18 protein-coding genes (1 of these 18 cut by a window edge) are annotated in these 17748 nt (G+C 39.4%); 1 reads left to right on the top strand and 17 read right to left on the bottom strand.

The genetic code is table 11. The features are described 5' to 3' along the window. The 5 genes in view from SYJ56_RS16230 to rpmH are tightly spaced (at most 48 nt apart) and all read right to left on the bottom strand, a layout consistent with a single transcriptional unit that may run on beyond the window. A protein-coding gene (locus tag SYJ56_RS16230; RefSeq protein WP_323835888.1) for a DUF2480 family protein crosses the window boundary here: on the bottom strand, positions 1-28 show its beginning. Its footprint begins 482 nt before the window's first position; the window shows 28 of its 510 coding nt (coding positions 1-28); it begins with the start codon at positions 26-28; the stop codon falls past the left edge of the window. Beyond that, the gene (tsaB, locus tag SYJ56_RS16225; protein WP_323835886.1) at positions 25-714 is read right to left on the bottom strand and encodes a tRNA (adenosine(37)-N6)-threonylcarbamoyltransferase complex dimerization subunit type 1 TsaB; all 690 of its coding nucleotides are present in this window, start codon (positions 712-714) and stop codon (positions 25-27) included. The genes SYJ56_RS16230 and tsaB overlap by 4 nt, the downstream gene beginning before the upstream one ends. 5 nt (positions 715-719) lie before the next feature. Further along, positions 720-2381: a S41 family peptidase gene (locus SYJ56_RS16220; protein ID WP_416377808.1), complete on the bottom strand. Its 1662-nt coding sequence runs from the start codon at positions 2379-2381 to the stop codon at positions 720-722. After that, positions 2374-2763, bottom strand: a complete 390-nt coding sequence (gene rnpA / locus SYJ56_RS16215) for a ribonuclease P protein component (RefSeq protein WP_323835884.1) — start codon at positions 2761-2763, stop codon at positions 2374-2376. The genes SYJ56_RS16220 and rnpA overlap by 8 nt, the downstream gene beginning before the upstream one ends. Positions 2764-2811: 48 nt before the next feature. Continuing rightward, entirely contained in the window at positions 2812-2970 is a 159-nt protein-coding gene (gene rpmH / locus SYJ56_RS16210) for a 50S ribosomal protein L34 (RefSeq protein WP_091698287.1), read from the bottom strand. Between the two features lie 119 nt (positions 2971-3089). Between rpmH and SYJ56_RS16205 the strand changes: the two genes are divergently transcribed. Then, the gene (locus SYJ56_RS16205; protein ID WP_323835882.1) at positions 3090-4757 is read left to right on the top strand and encodes a M61 family metallopeptidase; all 1668 of its coding nucleotides are present in this window, start codon (positions 3090-3092) and stop codon (positions 4755-4757) included. Positions 4758-4807: 50 nt separating this feature from the next. Here SYJ56_RS16205 and SYJ56_RS16200 read toward each other — a convergent pair whose 3' ends face one another. The 12 genes from SYJ56_RS16200 to SYJ56_RS16145 form a co-directional block, all read right to left on the bottom strand. Continuing rightward, the gene (locus SYJ56_RS16200; RefSeq protein WP_323835879.1) at positions 4808-5533 is read right to left on the bottom strand and encodes a LolA-like protein; all 726 of its coding nucleotides are present in this window, start codon (positions 5531-5533) and stop codon (positions 4808-4810) included. Between the two features lie 6 nt (positions 5534-5539). Continuing rightward, positions 5540-7588 (bottom strand): M16 family metallopeptidase, encoded by a 2049-nt coding sequence (locus SYJ56_RS16195; protein WP_323835877.1) that lies wholly within the window; start codon positions 7586-7588, stop codon positions 5540-5542. Between the two features lie 118 nt (positions 7589-7706). Beyond that, positions 7707-9035 (bottom strand): M16 family metallopeptidase, encoded by a 1329-nt coding sequence (locus SYJ56_RS16190; RefSeq protein WP_323835875.1) that lies wholly within the window; start codon positions 9033-9035, stop codon positions 7707-7709. 208 nt (positions 9036-9243) lie between these two features. Continuing rightward, on the bottom strand, positions 9244-10239 hold the full coding sequence (locus SYJ56_RS16185; protein ID WP_323835873.1) for an adenosine kinase: 996 nt from the start codon (positions 10237-10239) through the stop codon (positions 9244-9246). A 159-nt stretch (positions 10240-10398) separates the two neighbouring features. Beyond that, positions 10399-11562 carry a hypothetical protein gene (locus SYJ56_RS16180; protein WP_323835872.1) on the bottom strand — a complete coding sequence of 388 codons (1164 nt, stop codon included), beginning with the start codon at positions 11560-11562 and terminating at the stop codon, positions 10399-10401. Positions 11563-11908: 346 nt separating this feature from the next. After that, entirely contained in the window at positions 11909-12583 is a 675-nt protein-coding gene (locus tag SYJ56_RS16175; protein WP_323835870.1) for a LytR/AlgR family response regulator transcription factor, read from the bottom strand. Further along, on the bottom strand, positions 12580-13581 hold the full coding sequence (locus tag SYJ56_RS16170; RefSeq protein WP_323835868.1) for a sensor histidine kinase: 1002 nt from the start codon (positions 13579-13581) through the stop codon (positions 12580-12582). The genes SYJ56_RS16175 and SYJ56_RS16170 overlap by 4 nt, the downstream gene beginning before the upstream one ends. An 8-nt stretch (positions 13582-13589) precedes the next feature. Then, on the bottom strand, positions 13590-14207 hold the full coding sequence (locus tag SYJ56_RS16165) for a hypothetical protein (RefSeq protein ID WP_323835866.1): 618 nt from the start codon (positions 14205-14207) through the stop codon (positions 13590-13592). A 166-nt stretch (positions 14208-14373) separates the two neighbouring features. Next, complete coding sequence (locus SYJ56_RS16160; RefSeq protein ID WP_323835864.1) at positions 14374-14628, bottom strand: type II toxin-antitoxin system RelE family toxin; 255 nt, start codon at positions 14626-14628, stop codon at positions 14374-14376. After that, complete coding sequence (locus tag SYJ56_RS16155) at positions 14628-14837, bottom strand: hypothetical protein (RefSeq protein ID WP_323824611.1); 210 nt, start codon at positions 14835-14837, stop codon at positions 14628-14630. The genes SYJ56_RS16160 and SYJ56_RS16155 overlap by 1 nt, the downstream gene beginning before the upstream one ends. A gap of 79 nt (positions 14838-14916) precedes the next feature. Continuing rightward, positions 14917-16230, bottom strand: a complete 1314-nt coding sequence (rimO, locus tag SYJ56_RS16150; RefSeq protein WP_323835862.1) for a 30S ribosomal protein S12 methylthiotransferase RimO — start codon at positions 16228-16230, stop codon at positions 14917-14919. Positions 16231-16437: 207 nt separating this feature from the next. After that, complete coding sequence (locus SYJ56_RS16145) at positions 16438-17532, bottom strand: hypothetical protein (protein ID WP_323835861.1); 1095 nt, start codon at positions 17530-17532, stop codon at positions 16438-16440. Positions 17533-17748 lie beyond the last annotated feature (216 nt).

The following is a 17748-nucleotide window of genomic DNA, read 5'->3' as shown; positions in this document are numbered from 1 at the left end:
TCGCAACTCTATTTACTATTTCACTCATATCAACAACGGATTCTTTTTGGACTGAAGAGCTTTGAACTCCTTCAGATAATTTGGAACGAAATAAGCCAGATCGGCAAACTCTCCCATTTGAAACTTTTTATAAGCTAAAATCCCAACATAAACAGCCGAGATTTTAAGATCTAGAAAACAGGCATTCGGATGTTTAATAACTTCTGAAACCTTATGTATTGCATCCCCTACAAAGTAGACTTCGCCTTTTTCCAGAAATTCTGAATATGAACTCTCATCGATAATTTCTGAATCCAGTCTTTCTAAAGAATTTAACTCATAATCGAACACTTCCCGATAAACTTCCATCCTTCGCGCATCCAGCATAGCTATGATCACTCCTCTACTATCCATCTGGGATTTTGCCCCGAATGACAATGCCTCCAAAGTACTGACCCCAATCAACGGTATATCTCCAGCAAATGCCAGTCCTTTGGCAACTGAAACACCAATTCTTAATCCAGTGTAGGATCCCGGTCCCTCAGAAACCGCAACTGCATTGATTTGCCGAATAGTAAGATTGCATTCATCGAGAATATCCTCAATCATCCCCATTAGCTTCTCAGAATGAGCACCTGGAACATCAAGTGATCGCTCTCCTAACAGAATACCATTCTTATGTACGGCAATAGAACAAATCGGTGTCGAAGTCTCAAGTGAGAGAATAATTGCCATAATGCTTACTTAGATGAAGCGGTCAGCAACATCTTAATCTTTTCGGGTTTTTTCAATAACTCAGCAGCAAGGATCACGTCGTCATCATATTGCAACCCAGACTCAATCATACCTTCCTGGAAATAGTATCTGGACACTATTTCCTGAGAAAGAATTTTCTTGATTTCATCCTTATTAGTCACCAAATCCTGCTCTTTGCTGTGATTTACTCTCTTTTCAAGTAAATCAATCTGGGCCTTTATCTCTTCATAATATTCCACCTTCTCAGCATTCTTACGCATATCCTCTACTGATTTCTCTAAGTAGGTAGTATAATCGTATTCTTTACCTTCTAACCATTTGACAAAATCGTCATAATCTTCATCCGAAATGGTGAAATTAGATGGATCTGTAATCTCGGTATGCTCATAGAAGTACTTTGTCCCATAATCAAACACATGGTTTCTCGCTACTAAGCTATAAGAAATGGGTGCATAACTCTTTTGCCCAACCATTTCATCAGGTTCGATACCAGCGCCATCCAATACAATTCTGCCATTTTTGGTATAGAACGCTTTTCTCAATGAATCCGGAACTGTCACCAGTTCATCATTTTCCCGACTCTGCAAATAATCGATAGCCTGAATACAGCGTCCACTGGGAATATAGTATTTGGCTGTAGTCACTTTCATTTGTGCATTATAGGTAAGTGGTACAGTAGTTTGAACCAAACCTTTTCCAAATGATTTCCTACCAATCAAAACAGCACGATCATAGTCCTGAAGTGCACCAGCTACAATTTCTGAAGCTGAAGCACTATGCTCATTGAGTAAAACAACCATGGGAATATCCTTATCCACGGGAGTTTTATTCGTTTTATAAGTGTAATTCACATTTTCAAGCTTGCCTATGGTCTTTACTACTTCTCTTCCCTTTGGGATAAATAGATTCACAATCTCTACAGCTTCATTCACCAGTCCTCCGGGATTGTCTCTCACATCCAGAACCAACCGATCTATCCCTTGGCTCTTCAAATCAACCAGCGCATTTCTAACCTCTGTGGAAGCATTGGTGGTAAACTCTGCAAGTTTGATGTAGCCTGTATGCTCATCCAATTTACCATAGTAAGGAACATTCTTAATGGCAATTTTCTTTCGGACCACGTCAAATTCCAGTGTATCCATATTTCTTTTCACCTGCAGATGAACAGGAGTGTTAGCAGGTCCTTTAAGAAGAGTAGATACATCAGAAGTTCCCATGCTGGTAACGTCAGTGGTATCTATTTTCAGAATATAATCAGCAATCTTTAAGCCTACAGTCTGCGCAGGAAATCCAGTATATGGCATAATGACCATACTTCCATCACCTCTATTACCTATCAAAGCACCAATCCCAGCGTATTCGCCTGTAGTCATTAATCGATAATCGTCAGAATCTTCCTCTGGGATGTAAGTAGTATATGGATCCAATTCTTCTAGCATCGCATTGATACCTATGGTTACTAATTCATCTGGATCAATATCATCCACATAATAGGAATCCAACTCTCTTATGAGGGTAGCGAAAATGTCAATATTCTTAGCAATGGCAAATAGCTTGTCATTTTTAGCTTTGAATGCAAAAAATCCTGTGAGTACAACTGCCCCTAACATAAAGATCAGGAGGGATTTTTTCAATGATTTATTCATGCTGTTTTTGGTTTTCGCTTACAATGGTGGCCAGTTTCTTTAAAGCCAATATGATTTTAGTCTGAATTTGTGAGAATTCCATCAAGTCTGAACTTACATAAATTAAGCCAATAGACATATCTGGAGCAGAAGGAGGGATCAACTCTTTGTTAAGCCTGTAGGCTTCACGCATTCTCCTTTTCACAAAGTTACGTCCTACAGCCTTCTTGATTTTCTTCTTCGAAACGGAGAAAAGCACCTGAGAGGTTCCATTACCCTGTTCCTTTTTAACAAAAAATTGGACTTTAAATGGGTACAAAAAAAAAGAGGAACCTTCGTTAAAAAGTTCCTTGATAAGTTTGTCGGCATTAAGCCGCTCACTTTTGGGGAGTCTGTAATTCATCACAAGGACTATAATCGTACGTGAACATACGAAAATCAGTGCTAAGAATTACTTCTTCAATGTCTTTTCAGAAGAAACAGTCAATTTATGTCTTCCTTTTGCTCTTCTGGCTTTCAGTACTCTTCTACCGTTAGCAGAAGACATTCTTTCTTTAAAGCCGTGCTTATTTTTTCTTTTTCTACGAGAAGGTTGAAATGTTCTTTTCATGATCGAATATCTTTATCTAATTGCTTTCTAATTCTTTGTTCCTCGGGAATCACCCCCCAAAAAGGACTGCAAAGATAAGTACCATTTCTTTAAATACAAACAAGGTAAAAAACATTTGTTTGAAATCATTCAAATCAACAATGATCAACTATTCTATAGCATCCAGAAACCCTGTTTCCCAATACATACAAATCACGCTTTGTGTGCCAGTAAAGCATCTTTCCCCAGTCAGGCTCCAGCTTCCAGCTTGGCGTGCCGGTCGATATCAGTTGGCAAATTACGTTCAAAATATTCGAAATCTTCAAGTATTATCTCCAAACGGAGAGCCTATTTCAACGTCAAAACTTATCAAAGATTTATGGGAATTCATTCCTGATCATGTGGGTGAATACCATGTATGCTATGAATATTACTGTGCGAAGATGGACGCAGGTTCTTGCTGGGTGGATGACGAGCAGATCTATCTAAACTTCGTCAATTGTTGCTTTGAAGTTGAAGGTAGAGCTGATGAAAAAATTAAAATAGAAGTAAGCTACCCTCCGCACTTCCAAATTTGCACTACACTGCCTACGGAAAACAATGAGTTTATTGCCTCCAACTTCCAACAACTGGCTGATAGTAGCTTTCTAGCTTCCTCGCGATTAACTCATGATTCATTTGAGGTTAGTGAAGTGAATTTTCATTTATGGTTTCATGGGAATGCTTACTTTGATTTAGCTAGGTTTAAGGAAAACATCAAACAGTTCACAGAGAAGCAAATCGAGGCTTTCGGAGAATTCCCGGAAGCCGAATATCATTTTATTTATCTACTCCTACCCTATTCCCACTATCATGGTGTGGAGCATCAGCGGGGAACTGTGATAACTTTTGGGTCTGAAGAAAGCCTGAAAGAGCATGAGCACATGAATGAACTTATGGGTGTAAGCTGCCATGAGCTGTATCATGCCTGGAATGTATGCCAGATCAGACCTAGGGAAATATTACCCTACGATTTTTCCAAAGAAGCTTATCATAAAGCTGGATGGATGGTAGAAGGTGTTACCACTTACATGGGAGATCTTTTCCTCTTGAGATCCGGATATTTCTCACTCAAGGAATACTGCCAAACTTTTGAAAAAGTACTCAATAGGGAATCTGTGAATTTTGGCTGGCAAAACCAATCCATCTTGGAATCTAGCTTTGATCTCTGGATAGACGGATATACAGCTGGAATTCCAGATAAAAAAGTAAGTATTTACACGCATGGAGCTTTGATTGCTTTTTGTCTGGACGCAATGCTACTAGATGAAAATTCTTCACTTCATCAGGTGATGAAGATCCTCTGGAAACGATTCGGAAAACCAAAAATTGGTTATACACTAGAAGATGTATGGGAAGTAGTGCTTTCACAAACTAATCACCCAATTTATTTCAATCAATTCTACGAAGATTATATAGCAGGAAAAGAGGACATTTTCCCAGTAGTGGAGAAGCATCTCGCTTCTCTGGGTTTTGATATAACAACCAAGGAAAAAGAAGATGAATTATCCTCCGCATTTGGCATCGTCCAGCTTGCAGAGGGTAAAATCAATAAACTGCATCCAGCAAGCGAAGCGTATACAAAACTTATGGTGGGAGACTTGGTTAAAACACAAGAGCTCCATACACATGGTCTTAAATTATCCATAAATCGGTTTGGAAGAGATCTCGAAGTGGAATTACAAATCACAAACACCCTTTATTTCAAAGACTATGTCCTATTAGACAAAAAAAATAATCCCAAAAGAGACATTTGGATTAATGTCTAAAACAAAAAGGCTGCCTTCACAGACAGCCCTTTGCACTTTTTTTGTTGGAATTAATTAAACACCGAGTCATCCAAATCTTGATTGAAAACGATAGAAGTAACGATCGCTTCCAATGGCATAGGCAACATAGCATTAGTAATAACCAATTTCGTTGGCATCATTAGTCCGTCCACTTCCTTATAATCTTGGTAGGAGACCGTACCAGCTACTGGAGATACTGTCTGAAGTTTTAAGCCTGTAGCCACACTGTAATATTCTGTGGTATTAGCATCCCCGCCAGCATCAAAAGAAAGCTTATGTGCTTGCTCACCTTCGATCTCTTCAGTCCCATCATAAGTTACAGTCGCACCTAGTTCATCCAGATACAACTCACGAAAACCGTACATCTGACTTTTCATCGAAGTGATTTGGTCTTCTGTCAAGACTTGCTCCTGGCCCATTGCGATCACCTTGCCTGCACCGTCTTTCACAACAGTTTTGGAAACCACACTACCATTCATCTCAGTCACATTAAGTAACTTCTGATTTTCCTGATCGACCACACTATACATATCCAGATTCATTCCTTGGATCTCTGCTTGCATTTTCATTTCGACATTGCGAACCGCCTTCATCTTAGCCTCTCCACCAGTTGCTTTGATGTATGCATCGATCACTTCTTTTACAGAATTCCTAGTCTCAATTAGGGATGAGACTTCCACTTTTGGACTACTTGCCTGTGTAGCCAATGGTGCTGCCAATAGGCCTATAGCTAATATTACACTACTTTTATTCATAATTGATTAATTAAAATCCGCTTCAGTCAATTCAGGGTTGATTTCAAGATTAGTTATTTTAGCTTCAAGTGGGACCGGAATCATAGCTGACTTGATCGTCTGTGTCATAGGAATCAAAACATCATTTTTCTCCTGATAATCACTGTAGAAAGTATCTCCTGAAACTGGGTTCTCATTTTTGATTTTCAGTCCTGATTCTACTGAGTAATAATTTGTTACTGTAGATCCCATCGGGGTGGCCACGATTATTTTGTAAGCTGGAGTACCCTCCACATCTTTTATTCCATCAAGTGTGAGCGTGTATCCCATGGTTTCATATTGCAACTCAGGAATAAAGAAGGTTCCCAATTTTGCTGCATCTACCTGCTCGTCTGTCATTGCCATGGATTGACCCTGTACACTTGCAGTACCTTTTCCCTCTTTGACAACTGAGGTTTGCATTACATTACCACCTACTAAGGTTTTTTGCGCAAAGCGCATATTCGCATCATCATGGATCAATTCAATAGTCAGCTGAGTCCCCATCACTTCTGCTTGCATTTCCAATTTAGCAGCTTTGATGGCTTTTACATTGTCCTCTCCTCCTATTGCATCTATGTAATTTGCAATTACTTTTTCAGAAGTCATATCAGCATCTACTGCAGCCATTTCTTTGGCAGGAAAACCCATGTTGTCGTACATCTTCACCTCGCCAAATTGGGCCAATTTATCCTTGATCTCTGCACCATTGCCTACTGCCATAATGTAAAGCTTGTCGGGATCTATCAGCTTATCTGCAGTCTCGTTGATATCCTCTACTGTCAATGCATTCATTTTTTGCAAATAGGTCTCGTAATAATCTTTTGGTAGATCGTAGCGCTCGATATTCAACGCGAAATTTGCGATGGTAGAAGGACTCTCCAAAGATCTACCGAATGAGCCTGCGAGGCTTGCCTTCGCCTTATCCAGTTCTTCTTGGGTCACACCCTCCTCCACCAATTTATTGATTTCGTAGATAAATTCCACTACAGCAGAGTCTGTCACTTCCGTACGCACCGAAGCACCGGCAGAGAATTGCCCGATCAGTTTATCCGCAGCGAATGAAGAATATGCACCATAGGTATAGCCTTTATCTTCACGAAGATTAACAAAAAGCCTGGAAGATGATCCACCACCAAATATCTCATTAAGAACTCTACTGGAAATATAATCTTGATCACCAAGCGTCAAATCAATCGGCTGAGCAATATCTATTACCGTTTGTACAGAAGAACTGCGATCCACCAAGCCTACTATATTTTTGCTAGCTGGGGCTGGAGCGTCATAGGTAAACTTTGGTACATCACCGGGCTCCCAGTCGCTGAAATATTTATTCACCACTTCCTCTGCCTCTGCCTTACTCATGTCGCCTACGATAGCCAAGTAAGCAATATTAGGCTTGAAGAAGGTATTATAATATTCCTTCAAATCCTCTACAGTTACATTGCTTAATGAAGTTTCGGTATTTACTTCACCATACGGATGATCTTTTCCATAGACCATAGCACTGGCCAGCCTACTTGATATAGCATTAGGTTCATCCTTGCTCGTGGCCAAGGCTGTGAGTGACTGCTTCTTCAATTTTTCCAACTCCTCTTCTGGAAAAACAGGATTGTAAAGCACATCAGCCATTAAATCAAGGATTTTACCCTGATGTTTCTTCAAAGAGGAAGCAGAAATAGAAGTTGAAGAAACCCCAAGATTTGCTCCTATGAAATCAATTTCCTGATCGATCTGATCTTTGGTACGTGTAGTCGTACCCGCCTTCATCATCTGTCCTACGTATCCGGTCATTCCGGCTTTGTCTCCTTCAAATAATGGATCTCTTTCCAGTACAAGTGTAAAAGAAACCCGGGGAAGCTTATCATTCTCTACTACAAAAACTTTCAGGCCGTTGTCGAGCGTAAATGTCTCTGCCTCTCCAATTTTTATTATAGGCGCTGGTCCTGCTTTTGGAAACTGACTTCTGTCCACCTGAGCAAAGCTCGCGACAGACACCAAAAGGCTCAATATAAGAGATATTGTTATTTTTTTCATGTGTTCATAATTTTCTTTTAGAGGTCACATGGAATCTCGCAAGGTAAAAATCAGCTAGCTGTTTGTCGCTCGCGGTCTTGCTCGATTTCATGTCATTTCGATTGTTAAGGTGAATCAATTACTGAGCTGGTTCAGCTGGCTTTGGCAAATAATACAAAACGACCCGGCCATCTAGAGTTAAGTACTCTTTGGCTACACGTTGTAAATCAGCCTTGGTAACTTTGCTGTACGATTCCATTACTTTGTTCACATAATCAGCTCCGCCAAACATCACGTGAGCTTCGGCTAGATTTTCGGCTACGCCTGCCATAGAGGAGTTTCCACTTACAATATTGTTCTCCATTATATTCTGAAGCTTCTCAAAATCACTATCTGAGATCCCTTCTGTCTGAACTTGCTGAATAAGCTTATCAATTTCTGTTTCCAGATCATTTGGCTCTACTCCCATATTGGTGATACCATACATGATGAAAATCCCTCCATCTTCCAATTCAAGGGGAATTGCTGCCACAGCCAAAGCTTTTTGTTGTTTATCCACCAGTTCCTTGGTCATCAAAGAAGAATTTCCTCCAGTCAGATAGGTGGAAAGCATAGACATCGCATAAGAATCAGCGTCATTTTTAGGCGGAAGATTGTATGCCTGAATCACTGCAGGAATCTGAATGTTATCGTAAACGATATCTCTGATCTCTTCTGATTTTTTAGGCTCTTCTATCTCGGGTCTATAAATAGGCTTTGTCCCTTTAGGGATTTCAGAGAAATATTTTTTTACCCATTCTTCTGTCTGCTCATAATCAATATCACCGGCAATGGTCAATGTAGCGTTGTTCGGCACATAGAAATCCTTGTAGAATTGCTGAAATTCTTCAATTGAAGCTGCGTTCAAATCATCCAGCGATCCAATAGGAGCCCAACGGTAAGGATGTTCGGTATAGGCTCTCTTAAGAGTTTCAATTAAAATACTACCGTAAGGCCTATTGTCATAGCTCTGACGCTTCTCTTCTTTTACCACCTCACGTTGAGTTTCTACCCCCGTTTGATCTACTTTGGAATGAAGCATTCGCTCGCTCTCCATGTAAAGCGCCAGCTCCAATTCATTGGAAGGTAAGGACTCATAATAGTAGGTGATATCATTGGAAGTATACGCATTCAGCGTACCACCATGTGCTTGGATAATATTCATGTATTCTCCTCGCTCGATATTCTCAGATCCTTCAAACATCAGGTGCTCAAAGAAATGTGCGAAACCAGTTCTGTCTGGCTGCTCATTCTTAGATCCCACATGGTAAAGAACTGAAGTCACCACAATTGGCGTGGTATTGTCCTGGTGCATGATCACATGCAGCCCATTGTCCAAGTCAAATTCCTTGAACTCAATTTTGGTTTGTGCAAGAGCCTGAACACTTAGCATTCCTGCCACTAACCCCAAAGCAGTAAGTTTTCTCATCATAATATGTTGGAATTTATTCTCATTAATTAAAATTAAGAAGATATTTTTAGTTAGAAAAGTCTTTAAAAAAGCCTAATTCATTTCTGGTTGAGGCATTCTTCACAATTTTACCCTAAAAAAGACTAATTAATCGTAATCTAAAAATTTAGGATAAAAAAATAATAAAAAATAAGACCCTGAAAATTTAATTTTTCAGGGTCTTATTTTATGGATTCAATCTAGCCAAAATATCTTTTGCCTCATGCCATTGTAACCTAGGTCCGAATTGCCCTACGATCTTCGAACTTGCCATGGATGCGAGCTTTCCGCTAGAAGCATAGCTATGACCGTTGGTAATACCGTACATAAAAGCTCCAGCAAACATGTCTCCTGCTCCATTGCTGTCGATCGCAGTGGTAGCGTATGGCTCAATGTCTATGAAAGTGTCTCCGTCATAAATCATTGCGCCATTTTTTCCTTGTGTGATCACAAAGTGCTTTGCTAATTTCTTCATTTCTTCCCGCGCTTCAAGTAAATTATCTTTTCCTGTGAAAATCATTGCTTCCTCTTCATTTGCAAAAAGCAAATCCACGCTTGCTCCGATTACCTCTGCCATCGGTTCTTTGAAGTACTTCACCATTGCTGGATCGGAAAATGTCAAGGCAACCTTTACGTCACTTTCCTCTGCGATTTTCTTGGCATGGATCATTGCTTCCTTGCCATTCTCAGAAGTGATTAGATAACCTTCTATGTATAAATATTTAGAATCCTTGATCGCAGATTCGTTGACATCTGCAGTAGAATAAGTCTGAGTGATTCCCAAAAACGTATTCATTGTTCGCTCAGCATCCTCGGTCACCATTACCAAGCATTTACCAGTGATCCCTTCTGCCAAACTGGTTTCACTGAGATTGTGCGAAACACCGGCATCTTTCATGTCATTCATGTAGAAATGACCCAGTTCATCATTGGCCACTTTGCAAGAATAGTAGGCTTTTCCCCCAAACTGAGAAACTGCAATGACTGTGTTTCCTGCCGATCCGCCACACTGTTTTTTGGCCTGCTCGGTATTGATCACCTGCATTAGAGCATTTTGGCGACCTTCGTCCACCAAAGTCATCAAGCCCTTCTCGACAGCATTATCAGTGAAAAACTGATCTTTTACTTTAAACTCAATATCTACTAAGGCATTTCCTATGCCTGTTACGTCGTATTTTTTCATTTTTTTTCTGTATTGGAAAATTTTAAAATTGAAATATTGGAAAATTAAGTTTAGAGGTTGATGCTACTTCGTAATTCGACATTCCGTATTCTTCATTCGATATTAAAAGATTGGAAAATTACGCCCAACACTACTTTCAATCTCGTACTTCGTAAATCGTCAATCAAAAATCCGATGCCTCTCAAAAGGCTTAGTCCGATCAAATAAGTAGCGATAGGTATGATGAGTCTTGTATATCTCCGCTAAAAGCTGCTCACAAACACGCATCATCTTGGGATTGAAATCCCCGATCCAGTTCATCTCGATGGTTTTGTAAGGAAATGAAGCTTTACCACTCATCTTGTCATAGGTGATGATCATGGCGCTTTCCACTCCTTTTCCCTGATGCTCGGGCACTACTCCAAACACCAGACCGAGCATTTTGTTAGGCGGAGAAAAGGTCTTATACCAAAGAAATTTAAGTTTACCGATCAAATCCATCTTTCCATTCACATGCTTGAAGAGCTGGTTGATTTCTGGAATCTGAATGAAAAATGAAACAGGCTCACCTTTGTAAAACCCGAAGTAAATCAACTTTTCATCGATGATTGGTTTCATCTTAGCAAACATCATCTGTGCTTCTTTCAACGCAAGTGATTTCCCCATGTGTCGTGCCCATGCTTTATTATATACCGTCATGAAATATTCCGGCGCTTTCTCTTTCAGCTCCTTGCCCCTGAGATAATGGAAGTCATAATCCGGATTATCCATAATAACCTTTGCCCTGGCTTTCATTTTCTCATCAAACCCCAGATTCTGTACAGGTCTGGCATAGGTGTATTGTTTGAAATAAATCTGAAAACCGTACTTCTCGAAGAAATCCTGGTAATAGCCGAAGTTCCAAGGCATATTGTAATTTGGCTCGGTGAATCCATCAACAAGTAATCCCCACCATTTGTCTCGTTCTCCAAAATTAATCGGACCGTCCATGGCCTCCATCCCTTGACTCTCAAGCCAATTTTTTGCGGTGTCAAAAAGTAAAAAAGCAGCTTTCTGATCGTTGATACATTCAAAGAAACCCAAACCGCCAGTTGGTTGTTTTTCTTTCATTTTTGGATTGATAAAAGCCGCCACTCGTCCAATGGTATCACCCTTATCATTTTGCAAAAGCCAGCGCATTGCCTTAGCCCCATTTCGAAAAAGCTTATTTGTTTCTTTATGAAAAAGCCCCTCGATATCCGCATCAAGAGGCCTAATCCAATTTTTTTCGTTTTTATATAACCTTACCGCCATCTCGATAAACTCTTTTTGATGGGCAGGTGTGACAACTTCTATCAACTTCATTCGGGTGATTTTAGGTCGCTAAATTAGGGAGATCGGGCGAAAGGGCAAAAGATGAGTTGTCCTGCTTCTTCAGAAGCTGGGCTAAAAAGGATCTAAAACCAAATCCAAATAATCAATTCCCTCACAACCAAGATGCAACCTACTGTCAACAAGCAGTAGATAAAAGTATTTCTCTGGAATTTGTGTAAATAATTAAATTTATGAAAGCCCACTTTGTTAGGTAGGATTTCCTTCCGATATAAATAAAAACCCAATCCTGACATGGCAAAGCCGACTAAAATCCACATTTTTTTATGTTTTAAATGCTGCTTCTGGAGAAGCAGCATAACTGGTAATTCTGCTTTTTTCAATTCAATTGCTTCAGGAGATTCTCTCGATACCGCATGCCAATTGGAATCATTTTACCACCAATTCTAATCTGATTCCCTTCAATAAATTCCACTTTGGAAGTATTAATAATAAAGGACTTATGTGTCCGTACGAAAAGTTCTTTGGGTAATTCAGCTTCCATTTTTTTCATAGTATAGGTAATAATCAGGACATGATTTACAAAATGTACTTTGGCATAGTCTCCAAAAGCTTCGAAAAACAAAATATCCTCAAAAGCTGCTCGATATAATTTTTTATCCACCTTCAGCATAATGTGCTCAGGTGAGTCTTGATGCGTTTTAAGCCGTTCTTTAACTTTCTGTACCGCTTGCAAAAAGCGGTCAAAAGGAATTGGCTTCATCAAATAATCAACAGCATTTAGCTCAAATCCGTCCAAAGCAAATTCAGGATATGCCGTGGTGAAAATTACCAGAGGTCTATTCACCAGTGTTTTGTAGAAATTGATTCCAGATAGTTTTGGCAGATTGATATCCAAAAAGAGTAGATCTACACGATTTGCTTCGATTCCGGCCATGGCCTCTAGTGCATCTTTATACTCCCCTTCCAATACGAGGTCTGGATGATCCGAGATAAATTGTCTTAAAACATCCCGGCTAAGTGGTTCGTCATCTATAATTGCACATCTGATCATATCAGGGTCAATTTAACATGAAATTCTGTTGAGCTTTTTAAGATTTCCAACTTATGAGCACTTGGGTAAATAAGCTCCAGCCTCCTTTTTACATTTTCAAGTCCAATCCCTCCGTATTTTCCTTTTTCCATGTCATCGATTTGCCCTAACTTATTCTTGATCGAAAAGGAAATAGCTGTATCTACTTTCAGTTGGATATCAATAAATGCCTGCTCAGAATCATCTTTCATTCCATGCTTGAATGCATTTTCCACTAAGGGAAATAATAACAGCGGTGCAATCACCACTCCTTCTAAATCACCTTCGAGAGTAAACCCTACTTTGGATCCCTCCTCCAATCTAAGTTTTTGCAACTCGATGTAATTTTCTAGCATTTCCACCTCTTTCGCCAAAGGCACTTTATCTTCTTCCACCTCATACAACATGTATCGAAGCAAATTCGAAAGCTCCAATACAGTTTCAGATGTTTGGTCACTTTTGGCCAAAGCCTGAGAATAGATACTATTGAGGCTGTTAAATAAAAAGTGAGGATTGATTTGAGTTTTCAGCGAATTGAGTTCGAGTGACAATTTCTCTTTCTCAACTTGCTGCAATGTGTACCAAGATTTCGACAGCTTGATTAGGGTAGTTAATATTAGATAAATCAAAAAAATACTTACCAAAACCTGCCATTCTGTAAATGAAACCATGTAGAAATCAGAATCCATCAGTGGAAACATTACCTCAAATGTGAGTTCATGAATTACATAAGTCGCTAGTAAAAGCAGCGGAATGCTAAGGAAGTATATTAGATATTTGCCGTGGTCGAGAAATCTGGGAATCAAAACTCTCAAATTGACATAAACCAAGAAGAACAATGGAATATGGAAAAGCAAGGCGTAAAAAATATCTATAAACTTGAAAAAGCTGGAAATAGAAAAATAACTTCCGATAACATAAATGGAAAGCATCCAGAAAACCGGATGCTGAAACCATTTTGAATTAAGGAGCTTGATCATAAAAATGTTTAGCTAGCTCGTTTGTAAACCTCGGTGTCCTCAAATACTGATTCATCATCCGAATATCGATCCAGGAATTTCTGTATTTCAGTTGGTTGAGCTGTAATCAGTATTGTCCCATCCACATTTTCATGTCGAAGTCTGATTAGATTACTTTCAAAAAGCTTGTTCAACTTTTCCAAATCAAAGGCAGTCAAGTCTAATTGATTATCGATGTATCTTAACTTGATGAAAGTATGTACGGGCATCATGTTCGAATATAAAGACACATCATAATTCCGTTCGTCTGGATAAAGATCTAGAAAAAAGTCGTCCCCAATTTCGGCAATATGTCCGACAAACACCTGTTTATCATCACCTTCCATGATTATAATCTGGTAGCTTTTTTCTAGGGATAGCTCTTCTTCAGAAGACTCTTCAGAGGAATTATCCAAAAATCCCTTTCCCTCTGTGAGTTTGTTAAACTCGATGTATTCATCAAAAGCCCCTTCTAGTTCCCATCTCCCAAGCAATTCGGGAAAATATACAAGGGTATCATCTGTGTAAATCGGAAACAAGGAATACACACAGGAATTCAATAAGACCACTAAAAGTCCAAATGCGAGAATTGATTTTACTTTTTTCATAATTAGAATATTTGAGTTGTTGACGGGCTCAAATTGCCTAATAAACTAAAGTCAAGAAAAAAATCTCTATGAACACCGCAAATCTCCAGACAAACAATGGAATTTGGCGATTTAGACTTATTTGGATATTCGAAATTAACAACCTTGGTAAAGATTAGCCCCCAGGTCACCCATAAATATCCTTTCGATGGCCAATTGCAATTACCTCAATATATAAGATTTTATCTGCGATTTCATAGATCACTCTATAGTCAGCTACGCGAATTCTATAGGCCTCTTTACCTTTCAATTTCTTACAACCATTTGGTCTTGGGACATCAGCCAAATTAAAAATTGCTGACCTTAAAGTAGAAAAATATGGCTCAGGAATCTTGGCTAGAGACTTTATCGCTGATTTCTTGATGGCTATCTGATAAGCCATTATTTTTCCTTTCGAAGTCTCTCTATCATTTCAAATGCCTCTTCAAAAGGGACGGCAGGTTCTCCTGACTTTTTAGCCTCATCATACAAGCGCACATCCTCCAAATCTTCAAGCATTTCAACTATGGTTTCAAATTCCTTCACTGAAAGAACCACTGAAATCTTATTCCCAACCTGGTCTGTAATATATTTTGGATTGATAGTCAGCATGATGAAAGTTAACAATTTTGAAATACTCTAGCTAATACGGTGGATTAGCTTTTACTGTTATTTGAATTCCAAACTACGATTATTCCTCCACCTCCGCATACAGATCAAACTCAGTTGCATCGGTAACTTTCACATTTACAAAATCCCCCACTCTGCAATAATGTTTTGCGGCATCTATCAGCACTTCATTATCAACTTCTACCGAATCGTATTCTGTACGACCCACAAAGTGACCGCCTTCTTTTTTATCAATGAGCACTTTGAATGTTTTTCCGATTTTCTCCTGATTCAATTCAAAAGAAATCTGCTCCTGAATTTCCATCAAATTATTAGCACGCTCCTGCTTCACTTCCTGTGGAATATTGTCATCCATCGTATAGGCATGCGTATTTTCTTCATGAGAATAAGTAAATACGCCAAGTCGCTCAAATTTCATTCGCTCCACAAAGTCCACCATTTCTTGATACTCTTTCTCACCTTCTCCAGGATGACCTGCGATCAGTGTAGTTCGTATAGCGATATCAGGCAAAATATCCCGGATACTATGGATTAAGTTTTCCTGCTTTTCACGGGTTGTTCCCCTTCGCATCGCTTTCAGCACATCCGTCGAACCGTGTTGCAAGGGAATATCCAGGTAGTTACAGATGTTCTCTCGTTCTTTCATTACTTCAATTACGTCCATCGGAAAGCCCGTAGGATAAGCATAATGCAAGCGAATCCAGTCAATGCCATTCACATCCGAAAGCCTACGCATTAACTCCGCAAGATTTCTCTTTTTGTAAATATCCAACCCATAATAAGTAGAATCCTGAGCGATTAGAAGCAATTCTTTAGTCCCGCCAGCAGCTTTGTGCTCCGCCTCTTTTACGAGTTCTTCGATAGGTCTGGAAATATGGCCTCCTCGCATTATAGGAATTGCGCAAAAAGAGCAAGGTCTATCACAGCCTTCTGAGATCTTCATGTATGCATAGTGGGAAGAATGTGTCAACAATCGCTCTCCAACCAACTCATGCTTGTAATCAGCTTTGAATTTCTTCAGAATTGCCGGCAAATCCCGGGTTCCAAAAAATGCATCCACCTGAGGGATTTCCCTCTCCAGATCATCTTTGTAGCGCTGCGAAAGACATCCTGTCACATAGACTTTGTCAACCAATCCTTGCTCTTTGGCATCAACATATTGCAAAATGGTGTCGATTGACTCCTGCTTTGCATTGTCGATAAACCCACAAGTATTGATGATAATGATGTTATTATCCTCTGCTCCCGACTCATGGCTGGCGTTAATGCCATTGCCTCGAAGCTGGGTAAGGAGCACCTCTGAATCGACCAGATTCTTGGAGCAACCCATGGTAATAATATTGACTTTGTCTTTTTTTAACGTTCTCGCTTTCACAGTTTTCCTACTTTTTGAGGCTGCAAAGGTAGACAAAAAAGAGCGAAGCGACCTTTTGAATTTAAAATGAAGAATTTAAAATTCTAATACTCTTAGGCCCAATAAAAAAGTTCTTCAAAAAAGTACAAATCCCTCATTCTGGAAATTGACTATGTGCTTCGGGATGATGGCATTTTAAATTTCAAATTCTTTAATTTTAAATTCTCTTCAATACCCCGTTATCTTTTTCAGTAATTCAAAAAAGCCCTTTTTCCGCTCTGAATTGATGCCCCAATCGACAGGAACGCTCTGATAACCTTCTTCAAATCCTTCGTCTTTCATGCGGTAATCAAAATAGCCCCAAGAAGCGTAGGCGGAAACGGCGGCAGTAAAATTATTTTTAGGCTGATCAAAATTGAAATGATCATCCTCATTGAACACAATCGGTTTAGACCCATAGCCAGTCACATTTCTTGTCTTTTCCACCATCTCCACAATTTTCTCCGGATCCGAAACCCCATTCCCATGGAGCAAAATAAAATCAGAGGCTATGACTACATTCTCTTTGGGAATCGTGCCTCCTCCGTAGCTTGTGCTCACAGGAAATCTATAGCCATTTTTCTCCTTGCTTTTCACTAATTCTATTAATTCATGAACCCGCTCTGGTTGAAGAATCTGGTGATCATATCGAACATTACATTCATTATTTACTTCGATAAGCACGTTTTTATATGCTTTGGAATGAAGCCAGTCAATGACATTATTGACAGCATTGATGACGGCTGCTTCATCTTTCAGATTTTCATCCTGCCCAAAGTAAAATAAACCTATGATCGGCACCAATCCCAGTTCATCAGCTTTATCCAGAATTCTCTCCAGTCTACTGAAATACTCTGATCTCAACTCACCGTTTTCCGTATAGGGAGAATTGATCCAAGGCTGACCTTGTGAATATCCAAAGGGACTTCCTCCTTGTAGATTGATCGTGAACGATAGTAAACCGTAGGATTTCCATTCTGCCATATGACTCACAAACTCATCAGTATTTCGATCTGCATCCCACTCCTTGGTGTCTGGATATTCCCAGTTCTTGACAGTTTCCGGATTTAGGTCATCGAAAATCCCCTGAACCATCCTGGAATTCATCAGCAAGCCTTCAATCGGATTTCCTTCCCAAGTCTGACCAGCATAGGTCAACTCATTATTGATATAAAATTTATCAGAAGAGATCCTGACTGTCGTCTTTCGTGTAGTTTGACAAAAAGCAGTAAATACTGAAAAAACGTAAATGACAAATAAAAAGAATAAGGACTTGAGTTTCATAAGTGCTGGATTTTGGGTCAATGTTGCATTCCTAATTTCCAGTTTCTTTTGGACATCAGCCTATTATGCGCAATTTTTTTTCGCATCAAGGGCCAATATTATCTAAAGATCACTTCACAGGACATATTGATAAACTAAGCTTAACTCGCTTCATGAGTTGGAGCAATCGCTTTTTTCTACTTTTGAGACGTACAGCAACTTTTTAACTCCTTGCAT

Origin of the sequence: Algoriphagus aurantiacus (assembly GCF_035156405.1) — a bacterium.
Classification (GTDB): Bacteria; Bacteroidota; Bacteroidia; order Cytophagales; family Cyclobacteriaceae; genus Algoriphagus; species Algoriphagus aurantiacus.
Note: the sequence above shows the minus strand (reverse complement) of the source record. Positions and strands in the feature narration are given on the sequence as shown.

Bases quoted from the DNA above. Each gene is read 5' to 3' on its own strand.
- tsaB (WP_323835886.1), bottom strand. From the start codon at position 714: ATGGCAATTATTCTCTCACTTGAGACTTCGACACCGATTTGTTCTATT.
- SYJ56_RS16220 (WP_416377808.1), bottom strand. From the start codon at position 2,381: ATGAATAAATCATTGAAAAAATCCCTCCTGATCTTTATGTTAGGGGCA.
- rnpA (WP_323835884.1), bottom strand. From the start codon at position 2,763: ATGAATTACAGACTCCCCAAAAGTGAGCGGCTTAATGCCGACAAACTT.
- rpmH (WP_091698287.1), bottom strand. From the start codon at position 2,970: ATGAAAAGAACATTTCAACCTTCTCGTAGAAAAAGAAAAAATAAGCAC.
- SYJ56_RS16200 (WP_323835879.1), bottom strand. From the start codon at position 5,533: ATGAATAAAAGTAGTGTAATATTAGCTATAGGCCTATTGGCAGCACCA.
- SYJ56_RS16195 (WP_323835877.1), bottom strand. From the start codon at position 7,588: ATGAAAAAAATAACAATATCTCTTATATTGAGCCTTTTGGTGTCTGTC.
- SYJ56_RS16190 (WP_323835875.1), bottom strand. From the start codon at position 9,035: ATGAGAAAACTTACTGCTTTGGGGTTAGTGGCAGGAATGCTAAGTGTT.
- SYJ56_RS16185 (WP_323835873.1), bottom strand. From the start codon at position 10,239: ATGAAAAAATACGACGTAACAGGCATAGGAAATGCCTTAGTAGATATT.
- SYJ56_RS16180 (WP_323835872.1), bottom strand. From the start codon at position 11,562: ATGAAGTTGATAGAAGTTGTCACACCTGCCCATCAAAAAGAGTTTATC.
- SYJ56_RS16175 (WP_323835870.1), bottom strand. From the start codon at position 12,583: ATGATCAGATGTGCAATTATAGATGACGAACCACTTAGCCGGGATGTT.
- SYJ56_RS16170 (WP_323835868.1), bottom strand. From the start codon at position 13,581: ATGATCAAGCTCCTTAATTCAAAATGGTTTCAGCATCCGGTTTTCTGG.
- SYJ56_RS16165 (WP_323835866.1), bottom strand. From the start codon at position 14,207: ATGAAAAAAGTAAAATCAATTCTCGCATTTGGACTTTTAGTGGTCTTA.
- SYJ56_RS16160 (WP_323835864.1), bottom strand. From the start codon at position 14,628: ATGGCTTATCAGATAGCCATCAAGAAATCAGCGATAAAGTCTCTAGCC.
- SYJ56_RS16155 (WP_323824611.1), bottom strand. From the start codon at position 14,837: ATGCTGACTATCAATCCAAAATATATTACAGACCAGGTTGGGAATAAG.
- SYJ56_RS16145 (WP_323835861.1), bottom strand. From the start codon at position 17,532: ATGAAACTCAAGTCCTTATTCTTTTTATTTGTCATTTACGTTTTTTCA.